Annotated in this window: 16 protein-coding genes and 1 riboswitch; of the genes, 9 read left to right on the forward strand and 7 right to left on the reverse strand. The window is 58.1% G+C overall.

All coding sequences use genetic code 11. From position 1 onward, the window contains the following. Positions 1-2: 2 nt before the first annotated feature. A complete protein-coding gene (locus GNX18_RS07615; protein ID WP_240914290.1) occupies positions 3-1100 on the reverse strand; it encodes a DUF2066 domain-containing protein in 1098 nt (365 codons plus the stop codon). Between the two features lie 218 nt (positions 1101-1318). On the opposite strand from GNX18_RS07615, the gene purM reads away from it, so the two are divergent. The 9 genes from purM to GNX18_RS07660 all read left to right on the forward strand — a co-directional run bounded on the left by purM (position 1319) and on the right by GNX18_RS07660 (position 11911). Continuing rightward, complete coding sequence (gene purM / locus GNX18_RS07620) at positions 1319-2371, forward strand: phosphoribosylformylglycinamidine cyclo-ligase (protein ID WP_138237246.1); 1053 nt, start codon at positions 1319-1321, stop codon at positions 2369-2371. A 6-nt stretch (positions 2372-2377) separates the two neighbouring features. Next, positions 2378-3055 carry a phosphoribosylglycinamide formyltransferase gene (gene purN, locus GNX18_RS07625; protein ID WP_166216694.1) on the forward strand — a complete coding sequence of 226 codons (678 nt, stop codon included), beginning with the start codon at positions 2378-2380 and terminating at the stop codon, positions 3053-3055. Between the two features lie 61 nt (positions 3056-3116). Further along, complete coding sequence (locus GNX18_RS07630) at positions 3117-3869, forward strand: DUF3108 domain-containing protein (RefSeq protein ID WP_240914291.1); 753 nt, start codon at positions 3117-3119, stop codon at positions 3867-3869. 230 nt (positions 3870-4099) lie between these two features. Next, the gene (locus GNX18_RS07635; protein ID WP_166216700.1) at positions 4100-5572 is read left to right on the forward strand and encodes an OmpP1/FadL family transporter; all 1473 of its coding nucleotides are present in this window, start codon (positions 4100-4102) and stop codon (positions 5570-5572) included. Between the two features lie 648 nt (positions 5573-6220). After that, complete coding sequence (locus GNX18_RS07640; protein ID WP_166216703.1) at positions 6221-7597, forward strand: CmpA/NrtA family ABC transporter substrate-binding protein; 1377 nt, start codon at positions 6221-6223, stop codon at positions 7595-7597. 93 nt (positions 7598-7690) lie between these two features. Beyond that, the gene (locus GNX18_RS07645; RefSeq protein WP_166216706.1) at positions 7691-8680 is read left to right on the forward strand and encodes an ABC transporter permease; all 990 of its coding nucleotides are present in this window, start codon (positions 7691-7693) and stop codon (positions 8678-8680) included. A gap of 47 nt (positions 8681-8727) precedes the next feature. After that, on the forward strand, positions 8728-9609 hold the full coding sequence (locus tag GNX18_RS07650) for an ABC transporter ATP-binding protein (RefSeq protein ID WP_166216709.1): 882 nt from the start codon (positions 8728-8730) through the stop codon (positions 9607-9609). A 132-nt stretch (positions 9610-9741) separates the two neighbouring features. After that, a complete protein-coding gene (locus GNX18_RS07655; protein WP_166216712.1) occupies positions 9742-10986 on the forward strand; it encodes an alginate export family protein in 1245 nt (414 codons plus the stop codon). Positions 10987-11098: 112 nt separating this feature from the next. Next, positions 11099-11911, forward strand: a complete 813-nt coding sequence (locus GNX18_RS07660) for a type IV pili methyl-accepting chemotaxis transducer N-terminal domain-containing protein (RefSeq protein ID WP_166216715.1) — start codon at positions 11099-11101, stop codon at positions 11909-11911. A 29-nt stretch (positions 11912-11940) separates the two neighbouring features. Here the strand turns inward: GNX18_RS07660 and GNX18_RS07665 are convergent, their stop codons facing one another. The 6 genes from GNX18_RS07665 to thiC form a co-directional block, all read right to left on the reverse strand. Continuing rightward, positions 11941-12708, reverse strand: coding sequence for a HesA/MoeB/ThiF family protein (locus GNX18_RS07665; RefSeq protein ID WP_166216718.1), 768 nt, complete (start codon positions 12706-12708; stop codon positions 11941-11943). A gap of 16 nt (positions 12709-12724) precedes the next feature. Continuing rightward, positions 12725-14275, reverse strand: a complete 1551-nt coding sequence (gene thiE, locus GNX18_RS07670; protein ID WP_166216721.1) for a thiamine phosphate synthase — start codon at positions 14273-14275, stop codon at positions 12725-12727. Then, positions 14272-15081, reverse strand: coding sequence for a thiazole synthase (locus GNX18_RS07675; protein WP_166216724.1), 810 nt, complete (start codon positions 15079-15081; stop codon positions 14272-14274). Before GNX18_RS07675 ends, thiE begins: the two co-directional genes overlap by 4 nt. Before the next feature lie 14 nt (positions 15082-15095). Continuing rightward, on the reverse strand, positions 15096-15299 hold the full coding sequence (gene thiS / locus GNX18_RS07680; protein ID WP_166216727.1) for a sulfur carrier protein ThiS: 204 nt from the start codon (positions 15297-15299) through the stop codon (positions 15096-15098). Continuing rightward, positions 15290-16378, reverse strand: a complete 1089-nt coding sequence (thiO, locus tag GNX18_RS07685; RefSeq protein WP_166216730.1) for a glycine oxidase ThiO — start codon at positions 16376-16378, stop codon at positions 15290-15292. The genes thiS and thiO overlap by 10 nt, the downstream gene beginning before the upstream one ends. Positions 16379-16580: 202 nt before the next feature. Then, entirely contained in the window at positions 16581-18491 is a 1911-nt protein-coding gene (thiC, locus tag GNX18_RS07690) for a phosphomethylpyrimidine synthase ThiC (protein ID WP_166216733.1), read from the reverse strand. Between the two features lie 100 nt (positions 18492-18591). Continuing rightward, positions 18592-18690: riboswitch (TPP riboswitch) on the reverse strand. Between the last annotated feature and the right edge of the window lie 251 nt (positions 18691-18941).

Here is an 18941-nt window from a genome sequence, read left to right on the forward strand (position 1 = left end):
GATCAGTGCCAGCTGTAGCGAAGCGGATTCTGCGCACTGCCTAAGGGTGCGCGGTAACCGGTGAGATCCACCAGCCCATCTTCCGCCGCCAGTTGCAGGTTGCGGTTGAGCGACAGTACGTCACGCAACGTTTCCAGCTGGATACTGGTGGTGAGAGACAGGGTCAGCCGGTCGCCGTTGACCGCCAGCACATCGGCACTACTGACCTGAGCCAAACCCTGCAGGTAACGGGTGGCCGCAGAGTAATCCGCAAAGCTGCGGATACCGGCAATTTCCACCAGCACCGCACTGGCGACGCCAGAGTCACCGGCGCGCACGGCATAGCGTTCAGCCAACCGGTTGGCAGCCTCATTCACTCCGCGCAGGGCCACTTCCTCCAGAGAACTGCCCTCGGCATCAAATGCATAGCTGCGGCCTCCGTGTATCAACAGCCAGTTGGCTTGCCAGCGCTGGGCCGACGTCTGCAGCAAACGCCCCATCAGAGTGGCGTCGGGGCGGTAGCGGACGCCCGCCTGCTGGGCGGCGCTCTCGTCCTGGGCCCAGAGGCTGCCGAGTGGCATATTGCGCTGGTCGTTGAGGTCCATCACCGGAAAATCAAGCGGCAGACCGCGCTCCATGGCGAGGCCGTCCAACAGGCCAAACAGCTCGGGATAATCGTCCTGGCCCAGGGTGTCGCGACCGTGCTCCAGCGTATCCACCGCCATCCACACCAGAGTGCCGGGGCGGTTGTTGGGCCACAACGGCAACTGCAACTGGTGCACCAGCTCGTTCACCGCCTTGGGATCGAAGGTCAGGTTCAGATACAACTGGTTGTTGTCGCTGTCATAGCGATAGCTCTGCACATACTTCTGTGCCTGCGCCAACACCGGCGCCAGTTTGACGTCGCTGGTGATCTTCTGGTCACCGGTCACACGTATGAAAACCCGCCCCAGGCCACGCACCGCGGCATCGGCACGGTCGGTGGCACCGCGGCTGGGTACCGCTTCGCTTACTTCGTACAGATCGGGCAAAACTCTGGCCGAAGACGGCATTGCCAGCATGATTGCCGCCAATAACAGCGAGAAACAGAGCACCACACGGAAATTCGTCGTTAATGGCATCGGCTCTCAGCCCCCTTACCTCTTATGATTTTGCGTGCGACCACACTGGCTACAGGCAGCGGCTTGCGGTGCACCTGCGCGCTGGGAGTCGCCTCCCGGCAGTCAATTAGCGGCTATTGTATCAGTGTCGGCTATTTCTCCCAGCCTTCAGTTCGCACATTGTGTACTTTTTCCACTAGAATACGCGCCCTCCGAAACTGGCCCTTACAGGTTGAACCATGAGCGATTCCAAGCCCACCACTCCCTCTCTCAGCTATAAAGATGCCGGCGTTGACATCGACGCGGGTAACGCGCTGGTTGAGCGCATCAAGCACGTTGCCAAGCGTACCGCGCGCCCGGAGGTGATGGGCGGACTGGGCGGCTTTGGCGCCCTGTGCCAGCTGCCAAGCGGCTATAAAGAGCCGGTTCTGGTCAGCGGCACCGATGGCGTTGGCACCAAACTGCGCCTGGCTATGGACCTCGGCATCCACGACACCATCGGTATCGACCTGGTGGCCATGTGCGTCAACGATCTGGTGGTAGCCGGTGCCGAACCGCTGTTTTTCCTCGACTACTATGCCACCGGCAAGCTGAACGTCGACATCGCTGCAGACGTGGTGGGTGGTATCGGCAAGGGTTGTGAGTTGTCCGGCTGCGCTCTGGTGGGTGGTGAGACCGCGGAAATGCCCGGTATGTATGAAGGCGATGACTACGACCTCGCCGGCTTCTGTGTTGGTGTGGTAGAGAAATCCGAAATCATCGACGGCAGCAAGGTAGCCGTGGGCGACAAGCTCATTGCCCTGCGCTCCTCCGGCCCCCACTCCAACGGCTATTCGCTGATCCGCAAGGTGCTGGAAATCAGCGGTGCCGATCTGCAGAAAGACCTGGAAGGCAAAACCCTGGCCGAATCGCTGATGGCCCCCACCCGCATCTATGTGAAGAACCTGCTGACCTTGATCAAAGAAGTGCAGGTCAATTCCCTTTGCCACATCACCGGTGGCGGCCTGCTGGAAAACCTGCCGCGCGTGCTGCCGGAGAATACCCGCGCCGTGATCGACACCAAAAGCTGGGAGCTGCCGCCGGTATTCCGCTGGCTGCAGGAGGCCGGCAATATCGAAGGCCGCGAAATGTACCGCACCTTCAACTGCGGCGTGGGCATGGTGATCTGTGTACCGGCCGCGGACGCGGACAAGGCGCTGGCAAGACTGCAGGAACTGGGTGAAGAAGCCTTTGTGGTGGGCAGCATCGAAGCCGGTAACGGCGGCGAAGCCGTTGAGCTGGCGGGACTCTGACCCTCCATGCCGACAACCCCTGACCTCGCCTCCAAAAGTACTGGCAAATGCCGCGCTGTCATTCTGATTTCCGGCAGCGGCAGCAACCTGCAGGCGTTTCTCGACGCGGCCGCCGATGACGCTTGCGGCTACACCGTGGAAGCCGTAATCAGCAACAAAGCGGACGCCTACGGCCTGACCCGGGCAAAAAATGCTGGCATCGATACCGAAGTCCTGAGCCATCGGGACTTCACCGACCGCGAAAGCTTCGATGAAGCCATGGTCGAGGTCATCGACGCCTACAGCCCGGATCTGGTAATCCTCGCCGGCTTTATGCGCATCCTCACACCGGGTTTCGTGCGCCACTACAGCGGTCGCCTGTTGAACATTCACCCGTCCCTGTTGCCCAAGTACCAGGGTTTGCACACCCACCAGCGCGCGCTGGAGGCCGGTGACCGTGAGCACGGTGCCACTGTGCACTTCGTCACCGAAGAGCTGGATGGCGGCCCGCCTATCCTGCAGGCGGCAGTCCCCATCGAGTCCGGCGACACCGCCGAGACCCTTGCACAACGGGTGCTGGTGCAGGAACATCGGATCTATCCGCTGGCCGCCAGCTGGTTTGCCCAGGGGCGGCTGAGAATGGTCGATGACCGCGTCGAGCTGGATGGTGAACTGCTGCCCCGCTCGGGCAAACGTCTCGACTGACAGGCCGGCTACACTTCCGGCCTGAGTCATGGAATCAGAATTACAGGCCGGAGGTGGAATCTTGTCCCACTACGCAGCATTCAAAGCTATTCTCACTTTTTTCTTCGCGCTTGCTGTCAGCGCGGCCTCATTTGCCGAGGAAAGCGCGCCTTCGGCGCCGCCCTCCCAAGTACTTGTTCCCTTCTCCGCCACGTACCAGGCAGAATTCAGCGGTTTTGGCGTCACCGCCGAGCGCAGACTCAGCGGCAACCAGAACAGCTGGCGCCTGGATTTTTCCGCTCATTCCATGTTCGCGAAAATCGAAGAATACTCCCGCTTTACCCAACAGGGTTTGCGCCTGATTCCCCAACACTACGATTATCAGAAATCCGGCCTCGGCAAAGACCGCCACACCGCGCTCAACTTCGAAGACAACGCCAGTCGTGTCATCAATGTCTACGACAAATCCCGCAGCATCAACAATGCGCCGGAAAACGTTCAGGACAAGATCAGTTACCAGCTGCAACTGGCTGTCGACATCGCCAACGGCAAGTCGCCATTGAAATACCTAGTGGCGGACGGAAAAAAAATTCGCGAATACGAATTTGAAATCTCCGGTAAGGAGAAACTCAATACATCAATGGGTGTGATCGAAACGATCAAGGTACAGCGTGTGCGCGCAGAAGATGCCGAACGCGTCACGAACATCTGGTTTGCACCGGAGTGGAATTACGCACTGGTAAAGCTTATGCAGCAGGAAGATAATGGCAAAAGCTACCAAATCACCCTGACAAAATTATCCATCGACGGCAAAGAAGTCCGCACAGAAAACTGAGCCGGAAAATTTTCTCACATCTTCATGAAAATCTACGCCAAAACGTAGATTTTTCCGCTTAGGGCTACTATAAAGTCGTCGCATTCTCCACGAACGTAAAATTCTCACTGCTAGAATCAAGCTACTGGGAATTTGTTTGCTTTTGAAAAACCATTTCTGGAAATGCTTCTCAGCCAGACTCGGGCATCCTTCTCCCGTCGGCATAAAATTCAGCAATAGAGTGGGACCTCATGACTATCAAAACACTGCGTAAGGCCGCACTGGCCGCGGCCATCTGCTCCGTGTCCAGCGGCATTTATTCCAGCGGTGCCATGGCCGCCGGCTTTTTACTTCAGGAATCCAGCAGCTCCGGTCTCGGCCGCGCCTTCGCTGCAGAAAACGCCATCGGCGACAACGCAGCCATTCTCGCCCGCAACCCGGCCGGTTCTGCGCTGTTCAATGAAATAGCCTTTTCTGTCGGCGTGACCTATGTGAATCCGGAAATCGACGCCGCCGGCACCACTGACTACTACCTGCTCACACAAACCGGCCCGTTTCCCGCAGCTTCTGTTTATGCGGAAGCCAACGACTATGCCAGCAGCGCCTGGGTACCCAATGCATATCTGGCAGTTCCCTTTGACGATTGCTGGTCTTTCGGCCTCGCCGTCAATACCGACTATGGTCTCGAGACTGATTTCGCCTCCAACTGGCCGGTCACCCACATTGCCGACAAGACAGAGCTGCTGAGCGTGAATATTGCGCCGTCTGTCGCCTTTGATTACAACAACCAGTTCAGCATTGGCGTATCCGCGAATTTTCTGTATGCGGATGCCACATTGAAGTCCACAGTTCCATCCAATTTCAGTCTGGCCCCAAGTCTGGCCGGTGCGCGTATTCTGGATGCAGACGGTGATGACTGGGATTACGGCTGGAGCATCGGCGCGCTGTGGCGCAGTGTGGACGGCCGTACCCGCATCGGCCTCTCCTACCAGTCGGAGCTGGACCCGGAGATCGAGGCGGACGTAAACTCAGATCTCTTGCGCTCTCTTACCACTGGTGCTCTGCTGAACAATGAGCCGGCTAACCTGACTCTGGATCTGCCGGATATCGCCGAGCTGGGTATCTATCACCGTTTCCATGAGCAGTGGGGCATCGCTTTTGGCGCTTCCTGGACCGACTGGGATGACTTCCAGCGCCTCGAGGCATTCTTCCCCGATCAACCAGCCAATGGTGTCGGTCCGATCGACTACAACCCGTTGCATATCAAGGAAGAAAACTTCAAGAGCGGCTGGCGCTACAGCCTGGGCCTGGAGTACTACCCCTGTGAAGAGGTTACCTGGCGCGTCGGCTACGCGTACGACGAGGGCGCAGCCCGCGATGGCATCAACCAGGACGCGGTTGCAGAAACAGCGTCTTACGGCCTGGGCGGCAGCGCCGGACTGCCGGTTACCTGGCGCACCCTGTCCATCCCCGACGCAGATCGTCAATGGGTGACCATCGGGGGCACCTACAAGTGGAATAACCAGCTGAGCATCGACGCCGGTCTGGCCTACCTGTGGGGCGACGACGAGCCAATTGAAGAGTTCTCTGCACTGCCCATTCCCGCGAACATCGCCGGTACACTGCCAGTTCCCGGAGTCCAGGGTCTTGGCACCTACTTCGATGGGGGCACCACTAATCTGGAAGCCTGGCTGGTGGGCGCATCCCTGAACTACAGCTTCTGATATACATTCTGACAACACCTTGTCAACGGGGCCGGATGCCAAGCATCCGGCCTTTTTTTATCCCGCTCTCTGCTCCATTTTCACGCGTACGCACCACATCGGCTTGCGCCGCGCACCGAAAATGACACAGCTGCGTTGCAGAAATTTCTTTGAATCCCCTACCCCCAGCCGCCAAATCCCCTCAAGTAAATCTGCTGCCAGTATTTTTTCAACCTGAATCCACTAAACACTCCCAAATCCAACCCCGCGTGAAAAGCCGTAGAAAATTCAATTACTTGCAACACAATCTCATCGCACTGCCCTCTCTGCCAGAACCTCGACTTGCCAGGTCCATAGACCGCTTCACAACACGCCCGACAAAAAAGTTGGCACAGAGACTGCAATGCTACCGGTAAAGGCGGAATACATCCTCCGCACCGAAATGAACCGGCAACTGACGCCCCTCATTTCCGACGACCGTTTCCGTTGACTTGCCGGGTACTCCCTGAAACCCGGAAATAACTAGATTGGCAACGCATTGGCGTTTGCCCTTGAGCAGAGGCGCTCACCGATCCTGCCCCGTTTGCAGGACATCGGTGAGCGCTTTTTTTTGCGCTGATTTTTTTACCGAACTCAGATAACCCTTTGTATCGCAGGAGCACAACACCCATGAACTGGAAAATGCCCTTCAAGAAAATATTTGCCCCGCTGGTAGCGGCGGCTGGAATAAGCTGCGCCAGCGCGCAGGTCGTCGCACTCGGCTATCCGGAAAAAGAGGAGCTCACCTTTGGTTTTATCAAACTCACGGATATGGCGCCTATCGCAATCGCCTATGAGAAGGGCTATTTCGAGGACGAGGGTCTCTACGTCACCATCGAAGCCCAAGCCAACTGGAAAGTCTTGCTGGATGGCGTGATCGACGGTCGCCTCGACGGCGCACACATGCTGGCCGGCCAGCCCATTGCCGCCACCATGGGATTCGGCACCAAAGCCGAGATCATCACGCCCTTTTCCATGGACCTTAACGGCAATGGTATTACTGTCTCCAACGCCATCTGGGAGCAGATGAAACCAAACATCCCGAAACAGCCAGATGGCAAGCCCGTACACCCGATCAAGGCGGATGCGCTGAAACCCGTGGTAGAAAAATACAAGGCGGATGGCAAGCCTTTCAATATGGGCATGGTTTCCCCGGTATCCACACACAACTACGAACTGCGCTACTGGCTCGCTGCCGGCGGTATTCATCCCGGTTTTTACGCACCGCACAAGGGCGATATTTCCGGACAGATTGACGCCGACGCCCTGCTCTCCGTTACCCCGCCACCACAGATGCCCGCCACTCTGGAAGCCGGGACTATCTATGGCTACTGCGTGGGCGAGCCATGGAATCAGCAAGCGGTATTCAAAGATATTGGTGTACCTGTGGTGACCGACTACGAGATATGGAAGGACAATCCGGAAAAAGTGTTCGGGATCACAAAAGAATTCGCTGAGAAGTATCCCAACACCACCGTGCGCATCACCCGTGCCCTGATTCGCGCAGCCATGTGGCTGGATGCAAACAACAACGCCAATCGCCCGGAAGCGGTAAAGATCCTGTCTCAATCAAACTATGTGGGTGCGGACTATGAGGTGATCGCCAACAGCATGACAGGCACCTTTGAATACGAGAAAGGCGACAAACGCGAAGTCCCGGATTTCAATGTGTTCTTTCGCTACAACGCCACCTACCCCTACTACTCAGACGCTATCTGGTATCTGACCCAGATGCGACGCTGGGGGCAGATCTCCGATGACAAATCCGATGACTGGTACAAAGAGCTGGCCGCAAAGGTCTACCGCCCGGACATCTACCAGGCTGCGGCCAGATCATTGGTTGCCGACAAACTGGCCAGTGCCGATCAGTTCCCGGACTTCGCCAGTGAAGACGGATTCCGCGATCCGCAGACACACTTTATCGACGGTATCGTCTACGACGGCCACAAGCCCAACGAATATATCGACAAGTTCACCATCGGCTTGAAGTCCGGCCAGAAACTCTAAACGCCGGCGGGCGTATCCGCCGCCATCCTCAGCGCCCGATACGCCCCAAACGTCATAGACCGAAGTGTTTACCGAGAACCGAGGTAACAAATTATGAATACCACTGCCGCGCAGCTCTCAAATTTCTTTAAGGTGCGGATCCCGCAACTCGACAGCCGTGTTGTCGTTACCCTTCTCCGGCAACTGGCTCTGCCTCTGTTGGGTATGCTGGCGTTTCTGTTCCTTTGGTCGGCCACCGCGCAAAACATAGATACTTCGCTCGGAAAATTCCCAGGGCCCAGCGCAGTAATCGAACAGTTCGACGCGCTCTATAGCGAGCACCAGCGTTCGCGGGAAAAAGAGCGCGCGTTTTACCAGCGTCAGCAAGAACGCAACGCGGAGCGTGTCGCTGCCGATCCAGCCTACCAGCCAAAAATTCGCGCATACACTGGCAAGGAAACGTTCATCGACCAAATCAGCACCAGCCTGGTCACAGTGATGTGCGGTTTCCTGTTGGCGGTGGTCATCGCTGTGCCACTGGGAATCGCCATCGGCCTTAGCAAATCCCTGAACAGTGCCATCAATCCGATCGTGCAGATATTCAAGCCGGTTTCTCCCCTTGCCTGGCTGCCGCTGGTGACCATGGTGGTGTCCGCACTTTATACGAGTCCCGAACCGTTGATTGCAAAGTCCTTTCTGAACTCCTTGATCACCGTAACCCTGTGCTGCCTGTGGCCTATGGTGATCAACACCGCAGTGGGTGTGGCGGGGATCGACCAGGACCTCGTGAACGTAAGCAAGGTGCTGCGCCTGTCCGCTCTGCGCCATGTGCGGAGAATCGTGTTGCCCGCTTCGATACCGATGATTTTTACCGGTATGCGCCTGTCTCTCGGTGTGGCCTGGATGGTGCTGATCGCGGCGGAGATGCTGGCGCAAAATCCGGGGCTCGGAAAATTCGTATGGGATGAATTTCAAAATGGCAGCTCAGACTCACTCGCGCGCATCATGGCGGCGGTACTGGTGATCGGCTTTATCGGCTTTCTGTTGGACCGCGGCATGCTGATGTTGCAGAGGCTGGTGTCCTGGGACAAAGCCGTCAGTTAATCGCGCACCCAATACTGCAGAAACAATTTTACACGGAGATCAACCCCATGAGCGTACTACTGGACATCAGCCATATCGACATGGAATTTCCCACACCTCGGGGCAACTTTACAGCCCTGCGCGATGTGGACCTGAAAATCCAACAGGGGGAGTTCGTCTCCTTGATCGGACACTCCGGTTGCGGAAAATCCACCGTGCTGAATGTGGTCGCCGGTCTTTATCAGGCAACCCGCGGCGGCGTCATTCTCAATGGTCGGGAGGTCACCGAACCGGGCCCAGAACGCGCCGTCGTATTCCAAAACCACTCGCTGCTGCCCTGGCTCACCGCGTATGAAAATGTGGAACTGGCTGTGAGGCAGGTGTTCGGCAAGAGCAAATCCAAAGCGGAAATGCGCGCGTGGATCGAACACAACCTGGCGCTCGTACACATGAACCACGCCATGCACAAACGCCCGGGTGAAATCTCCGGCGGTATGAAGCAGCGCGTTGGTATCGCCCGCGCCCTGGCCATGCAGCCACAAGTTCTCCTGATGGATGAGCCTTTCGGTGCACTGGATGCGTTGACCCGCGCACATATGCAGGACTCACTGATGGAAATCCAGGCAGAGCTGCGTAACACCATCATCATGATTACCCACGATGTGGATGAAGCGGTACTTCTCTCTGATCGCATTGTGATGATGACCAATGGGCCCGCTGCAACAATCGGAGAAATTCTCAGTGTGGAACTCGAGCGCCCCCGCGACCGCCTCGCACTCGCCGACAATCCGCAATACAACCAGTACCGTGCGCAAGTTCTCAAATTCCTGCACGAGCGCCACAGCAAACCAGATGTACCGGTTAAAAAGAAAACCGCTCCAGCTTCGGCTCACGCTACCCCCGCCTGGACATCCGGGCACTCTGCGAAAGCTGTCGGGGACGCCGCCTGATCGGCAACGTGAAATTCCCACTCGGGTCGCCGCAAAATCGGTGTAATCTCCAGGGATCACTGCCGCGGGCAACACCAGTGAATCATCAAACAACAGACCGTATTTGAATACCCAGGAACAGGAACCCAAATAATGAAAACCAAAACCTCCACCTTTCAGACCACCACCCTGTTGTCTCGCCGGACATTGGCCAGCACCATCGGTGCCGCAACCATCGCTGTCGCCAGTGTTCCCGCGTTGGCGCAGGAATCGATTGAGCAGGAAGCTCCGGTGGTAACCAGCTTTGGCGATGCTCTGAGCCAGGGGGACGCTACCCTGGGCTTCCGTGCGCGCACCGAAATGGTCGACGCCGCCGGCAGTGATAGGCTGGACCTCACCAGCCTGCTCACCCGTCTGACGTTCTCCTCTGCCAGCTATCAGGGATTCAGCACCCTGATTGAGATGGATGACGTCACCCACATAACCGATTTCGAAGGCGGCGTAGCCGATGCAGAGGGCACCGAGGTCAACCAGGCCTACCTGGCCTACACGGCGGGCGCCACCACGTTGAAGTACGGTCGCCAGCGCATCCTGCTGGATAACCAGCGCTTTATCGGCGGCGTGGGCTTCCGTCAGAACGAGCAGACCTACGACGGCGTCAGCGTGAGCAACACAAGCCTCGCCGATACCAGTCTTTTCCTGGCACACATCCACAACGTCAACCGAATTTTTGGTGAAGACAGCCCAGCGGGTGATCACCGCAGTGATACCTACCTGCTGAACGCCAAGTACTCCGGATTTTCGGCCGGCGCACTGACCGGCTACGCGTACCTGCTGGACAACGAGGATGCCGCGGCCTTCTCGACCGATACCTACGGTCTGCGCTTCGCCGGCAGCCAAGCGGATCTCGGCTACACACTTGAATATGCCGTGCAGTCTTCTGCTGCCAACAACCCGGCGGATTACGATGCCAACTACCTGCTGGCAGAAGCGAGCTACAAATTCGGGGCGGTTACCCTGGCGGGCGGTTATGAATTGCTGGGTGCCGATGGCGCCAATGGTCAGTTCATCACTCCTCTTGCCACGCTGCATAAATTCCAGGGGTGGACCGACATGTTCCTCGGGGGCGGCTCCGGCAACATCGCCGGTGGTATTGAAGACATCTACCTCTCTGTCGGCACGAGTCTGGGCGGAGTCAAATTCGCATTGAACTACCACCAGCTCAATTCCGACGACACCAACGTATCGGGTGTAGACAAGCTCGGCAGCGAAGCCGGATTTCTTGTGGGAGGGAAGGTGGCAGGTGTCAACCTCAGTATGAAGTACAGCGCGTACAACGCGGACGAATTCGGTGTAGATACCGACAGGCTGTGGTTAACCGCCGAAGCCCAGTTCTGATGCCTCGCACACAACGATCAACCTCTTCCCAACTCACTCGTTGAGCCTTTCCCGGCCGCAAGGCCGGGCCTTTTCCTCCCCGAATGTCCAACCAAGATCCAGGAAATCGAATATGAAATGTGTGTTTGTCCTGATCCTGCTACTCCTGTGCGGTGAGCTCAGCGCCGCGAATAGCGCTTCGGATATCCCCGCTTTCAATATGGGTGACGCTATCAACATTGCCGGTCGTCAGCGCATGTTGTCGCAGCGCATCACTCAGGCCTCCATCCTTCAAGGTGTACAGCCTGATGTTGAAAAGCACCGGCTGGTCTTTGAGCGCTCGATGCGGGAATTCGAGCGCAATCTGCATCAACTGGCCAGCTTCGAGCCGGCGGCTCCGGTTCGCGACGTATTGCAAAAGGTGCAGGAAGAGTGGCGCGGCTTTGCGGAGATTGCCCGTGAACCCGCCAATAAAGTCACCGCTGCAGAGCTGTTCAGACGCAGTAATACCCTACTGCCCGCAGCGCATACTTATGTGATGCGGCTGCAGGCGCTGGCCAAACACAGCAGCGCGGAACTGGTGAATATTTCCGGTCGCCAGAGGATGCTCTCACAACGTATCGCCAAAAATTATGTGGCGCACCACTGGGGCATTGCAGGCGACGACGCCAGCCAGATGCTGTATGAGGATCTGGCGGAATTTGAACAGATGCTAGCGTTCCTGTTGGAAAGCCCGCTCAACACGCCGGAGATCACCCGTAATCTACTGAAAACACGCGGGCACCTGAGCTACGCAAGCCGCGGATTCGATGGCGACATGCAGATGTCGGAGGCACGGCAGATCCACGTGGTAACCGGAACAACCGACATCATGCTGCGCAATATGAACGTGGTTACCGGGCAGTATGCGCAATTGCTGAATGAAATATCACTGGCTGCGCGATGATACCTGATCGCGGGACGGGAAATTCCGCTTCACACGCCGCACACCGGGCAACTGCTGTGGGAGGGTACCGCTAGCGCACGCCATTCAAGGCTAGCGGTCTCGAACAACTGCAATCGGTTCAAACTGGGCACCTGCAGGCCAGCGATAAACTTGATCGCCTCCAGCGCCTGAGCGCTGCCCACTATTCCGAGAGCGGGGCCAATGACGCCGACGGTAGCGCAGTTTTCCGCTTCCGGCAGCTCACTCTGCACCTTCGCAGGGGGGAACAGACACGCGTAGCAGGGACTGCTTGCAGCGTGGAAATCAAAGCTCACGAGCTGCCCGGAAAAACCCCGTACCGATGCCATCACAACCGGCACCCGCTGCGCGCGACACACGCGGTTGATGGTGTGGCGGATATTGAGATTGTCAGTGCAGTCCAACACCAGATCGAACTTCAGCTGAGAGAGCTGCGCAGAAAGCCAGGCTTCGTCGGCCATGCGCGGGTGCGCATGTATGCGGATTTCCGGATTGGCCGCTGTCAGCTGTTGCGCGGCCACCTGGGCCTTTTCCTTGTCTCGGTGGTTGGTCTTGTACAGGATCTGACGCTGCAGATTGGAAATCTCGACTCTGTCGCCATCCACCAGATGCATTTCAGCAACCCCCGCTGCCGCCAGATACAGGGCGGCTGGACTACCAAGCCCTCCGAGTCCGACGATTAGTATTCGCGCGGCATTCAGTTTTTCCTGCCCTGACTCACCAATCTGCGGCAACATGATCTGGCGGCTGTAACGCTGCAACTGTTTGCGACTCAACACCATGCGACTCCGCGGCTTACTGTTCCAATACTGCACGCAATTGTGCCACAGCCTCGCGGTAATTGGGGGCACCGGTAATTGCGCTGACTACCGCAATACTGCCCACCCCACTCGCGGCCACCTCCTGCGCCCGATCAAGCGTGATACCGCCGATAGCTACGAGCGGGTAATCCGGTAATAACGCCGCCATGCGCGCGAGCTTGTTTGGTCCCTGCAGCTGGCTGCTCATGTCTTTGGTGTTCGTTGCGTAGATGGCGCCGATGGCGAGATAGCTCGGGCGGTACTGATACGCATAGAGCAACTCAAAAAAGCCGTGGGTGCTGATGCCGAGCTTCAGCCCCGCACGCTGGATGGCGTTCAGGTCCGCCGTCTGCAGATCCTCCTGCCCCAGGTGCACGCCGTAGGCGCCGCACTCGATGGCGATGTCCCAATAGTCATTGATAAAAAGACGCAAATTGTAGTGACGGCCGATGGATACTGCCTGCGCGATCTGAGCGCGCAAGTCACTGCCCGGCTGTTTGATCCGCAGCTGCAGCGTGCGCACCCCCTCTTTCGCCAACTTTTCGATCCAATCCACCGAATCCACCACCGGGTACAGCCCCAGTCGGTTGGAGTCCGGCTGCGCAAACTCCGCGGCCCATTTCAACGCGGCCGGTTCACTGTATTTCGCGAACCGCTGCGCGCGCTCGCTGCCGGCCACCAGCACTTCGGGATAATCTCTCAACTCTGTCGGCCAGCCGCAGTGCCCCACGGGACCGGCACCCGCCCCGATAGCGCCGCTGCCGCCGAGGCGCAGGCCGCGCCGCACGTAGGCGTTGGCCACTACACAGGCGTCCGTCAATGGATAGCCCTGCGCCAGCAGCGCGGCAATTGCGGAAGAAAAAGTACAACCGGTGCCGTGGGTATTGCGGGTTTCGATTTTCTTACCGATCAACCAGTCTTCACAAAGGCTCTCACCAGCACCGCGACTTAAAAGGTCTGCAGTGACACCGGGTTCGATTTCCAGATGACCGCCGGTAACCAATAGCGCGCAGGCATGCTCGCCGCGCACACGGCGCGTGGCGGTTAACATTTTCTCGGCACTATCGACCGGCATTCCCGCCAGCCACTCCAGCTCAACGCTATTGGGTGTGAGCAGGTCGCACAGGGGCAATAAATCGTTTAATACGGCCTCGCCGGTACTGTCTTCGGTCAGCGGCGTGCCGATAGAAGCGACCGCCACCGGGTCGTAGACCACGGGTATAGCTTCGCCACGCGCCTTCATCGCCCGCAGGAAATCCGCCACCAGTCGCACCTGTGCCGCATTCACCAGCAGGCCGATCTTGATCGCCGCCGGTTTCAGGTCGGCAAACAATGCTTCCAGCTGGGATTGCAGCGCCGCGTCTGCCACCGGGTTGATGGCGGGTACGCCGAGCGTATTCTGCGCAGTATTCGCGGTGATCGCGCTGCAGCCGTGCACGCCGAGGTCGTGCATAGTGAGCAGATCAGCCTGGATGCCGGCGCCGCCACCGGAATCGCTGCCGGCAATCGTCCATACGATTGGACGAAACTGCTGAGAGGAACTCATGCCTTTTCACCCTCGCTGACGGCCTGCTGCCAAAATGGCATATCCAGCGTCGGTGTACTGGGGCTGGCGGTCTGGCGCTTCAGCATCAGGCCAGCGTTGCGCGCGGCGCGGCCAGACTCCACGGCCAAGCGGAACGCACCTGCCATCAGAACCGGGTTCTGCGCCCTGGCGATGGCGGTATTCAGCAGCACGGCGTCGAATCCCAACTCCATCGCTTCACAGGCCTGCGACGGTGCGCCGATACCGGCGTCGATAATCAATGGCACATCCGGCAGGCGTTCGCGCAGGGTCTGCAGGTTGTATTTGTTCATCAATCCGCGTCCGGTGCCGATGGGGGATCCCCACGGCATCAGCACTTCGCAACCCACGTCCAGTAGTCTTCGGCACACAACAAGGTCGTCGGTACAGTAAGGTAAAACCTTGAAGCCGCGCTGCACCAGCTCCCGCGCGGCCTCAATCAGTCCGAACGGGTCCGGCTGCAGGTTGTAGTCATCGCCGATCACCTCCAGCTTGAGCCAGTCAGTGCCGAATATTTCCCGGCTCATTTCCGCCAGGGCGACGACTTCCTTCGGCGTTTTGCAGCCGGCCGTATTGGGCAGCAGCTGGCAGCCTGACTCCTGAATATAGTCCCAAAGCATTTTTCCCTGCTGCTGTGCCGGGCTCTGGCGGCGCAGGGACAGGGTGATGATCTCCGCCCCGGAGGCAGCCACGGATTCGCGCATGATGGCGGGAGAGGGGTATAGCGCAGTGCCCACCAGCAAGCGGCTGTCAAACGCTTTGTCGTAGAGGTTCAGTTTGTCGGCCATGTTCTACTTCTCCGTTATCCGCCTACTACAGGCGCAACGATATCCACACTGTCGCCGTCGTTGAGTACGACTTCACCATAGGTGTCGCGAGCGACGAAGTCGCCATTCAGCGCGACGGCGAAGGTTTCGCCCTGATAGCCGAGTTGCTGCAGTAGGCACTCAACTGTTTTCCCACCGGGTTGAATCGTTATCGCTTCGCCATTGACCATTAGTTGCATCGGGTCACCTGTGCTGTGTCTGAAGTTGTTTGTTGAATCTGCATCTCCACCTGTACAACCAGCGCCGGCGCCAGCAGGTAACCGTGGCGGTAGAGCCCATTGACGCGGATCAGGCCGGGTTCGGTTTCCAGCAGGGGCATGTTGTCCATGGTGGCGGGGCGGCAGTTGACGCGGGTCTCCAGTATCCGCGCTTCGGCAAAAGCGGGGTGTATGGAGTAAAGCGCGCTGGAGAGTTCCATGCTGGAGCGCAGGGAGATCGGGTTCATGTCTTCGCTTTCGATTTCGGTGGCGCCGATGACAATCCGGTGATCCGCCCGGGGTACGGCGTAGAGCTGGTATCTGGGGTGCAGCAGACGCATGGGGCGGTTCAATTGTACTTCCTGGGTTTCCACCACCAAGACTTCGCCGCGTACGCCGCGCAGACCTTTGATTTGCTGTTTGGCACCGAGGCCGCGGGTGTCGATGGTGAGGTCGAATGGTTCGCTGCCGGAACTGCTGTGGATTTTTCCTGGGGTGCAGTCCACGCGGGTGTTTTCCCGAAGCATCACGTCGCTGATTTTCAGTAGCTGGTACAACGCGGGGAGTAATTTTCGATTGTCGATGTCTGCTTCGGTGGCGAGCCACAGCCCCTGGTCGAAGCGGTCGAGTTCCGGTTCGAGGTCTGTGAGGGTGTCTTTGTCGAGCCATTGCAGTTGCCCGGCATTTTCGTTGCCGAGTTTTGCAGTGAGTTCCTGCTGGAATTGCAGAAGTTCGCTGCGGTCCTGCGGGTGGGCGATGAGGATGCTGCCGGTCTGGCGGTAGTCGACGTTGGTTCCGGTTTGTTGTTCGAGTTGTTTGACCCACTGGGGCCAGTGTTGCAGGCTTTGCAGGCCGAGGTGGTAGATGGGGAGTGGGCAGTGGTATAGCTCGGACAGGGGGGCGATCATGCCCGCGGCAGCGTGGCAAGCGCCTGCCGGATTTTCCAGACTGCCGGATTCGAAAAGCGTTACCTGATGGCCCATTACTGACAGGCGCCACGCCAGGAGGCGGCCCATCAGGCCGGCTCCTGCTATCGCAATATTTAATTTAGCTTCTGCCACTACGTTTTTCCGAGGGTTGTTGTCGGCAAGTGTCGGGCGGCAGTGCTACGGGTAAGCCTTTGCCAGACACGGGCTAGGCGCCCCCCCTCAACCCATCCATGGGGGCTCTTCCGCGAGGTCCCTCTCGCGGAAGGTCTGGCAAAGGCTTACCCGCATCACTGCCTTCGCTTCGAGCTCAAAAGTTTCTATTGAGTCCGGGAGATTAAGCCTTGTGATAAATTTCGGCACCCATATCTTTGAACTTGATCGACATTTCTTCCATGCCCTTTTCGGCTTCCTGTTTCGCAGCGTATTCCCGAACATCCTGAGTGATTTTCATCGAACAGAATTTCGGGCCGCACATGGAGCAGAAGTGGGCGACTTTTCCGGATTCCTTGGGCAGGGTTTCGTCGTGGTAGGCGCGGGCGCGCTCGGGGTCGAGGCCGAGGTTGAATTGGTCTTCCCAGCGGAATTCGAAGCGCGCTTTGGACAGCGCGTTGTCGCGCATCTGGGCGCGCGGATGCCCTTTGGCGAGGTCGGCGGCGTGGGCGGCGATTTTGTAGGCCATGAGGCCTTCTTTTACGTCTTCTTTGTTGGGAAGGCCGAGGTGCTCTTTGGGGGTTACGTAGCACAGCATGGCGCAGCCCATGCTGCCAATCATGGCGGCGCCGATGCCGGAGGTGATGTGGTCGTAGCCGGGGGCGATGTCGGTGGTAAGTGGGCCGAGGGTATAGAACGGGGCGCCGTGGCAGTGTTTTAGCTGCTCGTCCATGTTTTCCCGGATTTTGTGGATGGCGACGTGGCCGGGGCCTTCGATCATGGTTTGGACGTCGTGTTTCCAGGCGATTTCGGTGAGTTCGCCGAGGGTGCGCAGTTCGCCGAACTGGGCTTCGTCGTTGGCGTCGGCGATGCAGCCGGGGCGCAGGCCGTCGCCGAGGGAGAAGCTGACGTCGTACGCTTTTAGTATTTCACAGATGTCTTCGAAGTGGGTGTAGAGGAAGTTTTCCTTGTGATGGGCGAGACACCACTTGGCCATGATGGAACCGCCACGGGAAACGATGCCGGTGACGCGTTTGGCGGTGAGCGGTACGTAGCGCAGCAGTACACCGGCGTGGATGGTAAAGTAGTCGACGCCCTGCTCGGCCTGTTCGATCAGGGTATCGCGGAACACTTCCCAATTGAGGTCTTCGGCGATGCCCTCGACTTTCTCCAGCGCCTGGTAAATCGGCACTGTGCCAATGGGTACGGGGCTGTTGCGCAGGATCCATTCGCGGGTTTCGTGGATATTCTGGCCGGTGGACAGGTCCATGACGGTGTCGGCGCCCCACTTGATGGACCACACGAGTTTTTCCACTTCTTCTTCAATGGACGAGGTGATCGCAGAGTTGCCGATGTTGGCGTTTACTTTGCACAGGAAGTTGCGGCCGATGATCATCGGTTCCAACTCGGTGTGGTTGATGTTCGCGGGGATGATTGCACGGCCTTCGGCGACTTCGCGGCGGACGAATTCCGGGGTGATCTGCGGCGGAATGTAGATGCCTTCGCGGGCTTTTTTATAGTCCGCATCCGTCAATTGTTCGGCCAACTTTGCGCGCCCCATGTTTTCGCGGACGGCGATAAATTCCATTTCCGGGGTGATGATGCCTTGGCGGGCGTAGTGCATCTGGGTGACGTTTTTTCCGGCTTTGGCTTTGCGTGGGGCCGGTAAATTGTCAAAGCGGATATGGTCGAGGCCCTGGTCCGCCATGCGTTTCTGGCTGTAGGCGGCCTGGCGGGAGTCGAGAATTTCGCTGTCGTCGCGGGTTTCGATCCACTGTTGGCGGAGTTTGGGCAGGCCTTCGCGGACGTTGGGGTTGTAGGCGGGGTCGGAGTATGGGCCGGCGGTGTCGTAGACCTGCAGGGGTTCGTTGGGCTCGAACACAGGATTGCTTTCGTCACCGCCAACAAGGCTTTGGCCGAGGCAGATTTCGCGCACGCCGACATTGATGCTTTCGGTTTCGCCCTGCAGGTACACTTTGCGGGAGTTGGGGAATTGCTGGGCGGTGAGGTTGTCCAGGAATTCTTTGGCGCGCTCCTGTTGGGCGGCGCGACTGGATTTTGTGTTGGCGGCTTTTGGTTCCGTGACCTGAGACATGCTGACCCCTTGCGTAAATTATCCGTGTGTGGATTGCCGGGGATGCAGTGAGTGAGCGGTTTTCGGGGGCGAAGGAACGCTATTTATGCCCGAAAAATAAGCGAATTCAGATCTTGTTCCCTACGCGGGGGTTACCCCGATCAGGTTCAACGGATCTCGCTACTGCGATCTCAGCCCGAAGGCACTCCGACAAGTTGGGTCGGAGTATAGGGGAATTTTAATGTGATGGACAACTGATCTCTGAATACAACGCGAACGTGACCTGAAATTTGGTCAACTGGCGCTTCGTAGATCGTTAGGTGGCGGCCGAGCACTGGGTAAAGGTTTTCAGGACCGAGCTAGGCGCCCCCCCTTCAATACGTCCTTGTACGCTGCGTCGGCGACGTCCATGTCGCCGACGCTCCTGAAACCTTCCACCCAGCACTCGCCCTTCGCTTCGAAGTATTGTTC

This window comes from Microbulbifer sp. SH-1 (assembly GCF_011326135.1).
GTDB classification, from domain to species: Bacteria; Pseudomonadota; Gammaproteobacteria; order Pseudomonadales; family Cellvibrionaceae; genus Microbulbifer; species Microbulbifer harenosus.